Genomic DNA, 1,525 nt, shown 5'->3' with positions numbered 1-1,525 from the left:
TGCTTCAACAAGCCCAAGAACGCGCGACGGGTTGCGACCCGCTACGATAAGACGGTGGAGAGCTTCCCGGAATCCATCGACATCACTTCGATCCGCCTCTGGCTCCGCCATTTGTCAACATGACCTAAGAGTGGACGATGCCGCAGGACATGAAACACGCGCCATGTACTGCACGAGCTATCCAAAAGGCGCGCGATCAGATGCCCTCTTGGCGGCGAATAACTTAGAGATCGCCCTTGAAGTTCATACCATCAATTGGAACGCATGGCCGAGGGCCGTGCAGATACGTGCTGCCACATCCCGGCATGCGCCTGAACCGTCACCACAGGATTCGGCAGTTGCGGAAAGGAGTCGTTGCGCTCGATCAACTGCACGCCCTCCGTATCCTCCTCGACAGGTTCCGTGGGATCAGCGGCTGATTGCGGGCCCGTCCCGAACAAATTTGCTGCTTCGAAAAAGAGCCCGTCTTCCTCTTCCGCGACCAGATCGCCGTCATCTGTATCTGCGGCGTCGAGAAGGCCGCTCGAAAGATCCTCTTCATCCAGTGAGCCAATTACTCCTCAAGTCGGGCGCAAGGTCGATTCGTTCCAGCACCGAGCCACGTCCGGTTCTCAATATGATGCCGTTGCCGTCGGTGTTCCAGTTCTCGACATTGAGGCTCACGTCGCACTCATCAAACTAGAGATCAACCGCATTGTCCCGTTCATCGACGAGATTACCGTCTTCGTTTGCGTCCCCCGCGCAGGACAGCCCGTCAGTGAACTCGGGGTAATCGATTTGCGCGTCGTCATCAGCATCGAAGACGCCAAGTAGAAACTCCGTTGGGAGAGTTCAGCCTCGCCGAGCCCGCAGTCAAGGTCCGTATCCCATGCGTCGACATCTTTAGCTGCGCGGGGTGCACAGGCTACCGCGCGGCAAACAAGGTCAGTCTCAGCTTCATCTCATTCTCCTGCTTCACGTTGCATGAGTGCTGCTTCCGGGCGCGTTCAGCAAGACGCTCGTCTGCTCCGATTCAGCGGCGCGAGAGGGTGATCCGGGGCTGCAACCCGCTCACGAGAAGCGCTACTTTCCGTTTCAGTTTTAGATGCTTCTATTGGCCAAACAGCTTCTGATAATCCTGCCATTTCAGTGCTTTGCACCACAATACTTATACTTATTAGCGCAGCTACCTCGTGGAACTCTGCGGCGCGCGACCATCAAAAAAATATAATACTGAGTAAGTGAGGCAGCGACCGGGCGATCGATCTCGACGCGCCCTTGTCGGCAAGTACATTCACCGCGAAAGCCTCCGCTAGCCTCGCCTTCACGCAAAGCGGCAATGGAGGTGTCGGCTTCGCGATTGGATTGAGGATCCAATGGACCGACATTCGCTTCTTCTATGCGACCGCATGTTGGCGTACCCGTAGTGCCTCCAGGAGAGCTGTCAGTTCGGTTGTCGGCCGAGCCTCGCTGAACAGGAAACCTTGTACCTCGGTGCATCCCTCGGATCGCACCCAGTCGAGCTGTTCCGCCGTCTCCACCCCTT

General features: G+C 56.9%; 1 pseudogene. It reads left to right on the top strand.

Annotated elements, in window-relative coordinates:
• Positions 1-123, top strand: a pseudogene (locus ACFDS3_RS18830) (IS5/IS1182 family transposase); the annotation flags it as partial.
• Positions 124-1,525: the final 1,402 nt, after the last annotated feature.

This window comes from Palleronia sp. (assembly GCF_042089775.1).
Classification (GTDB): domain Bacteria; phylum Pseudomonadota; class Alphaproteobacteria; order Rhodobacterales; family Rhodobacteraceae; genus Palleronia.
This window is presented reverse-complemented; position numbering and strand designations above follow the sequence as displayed.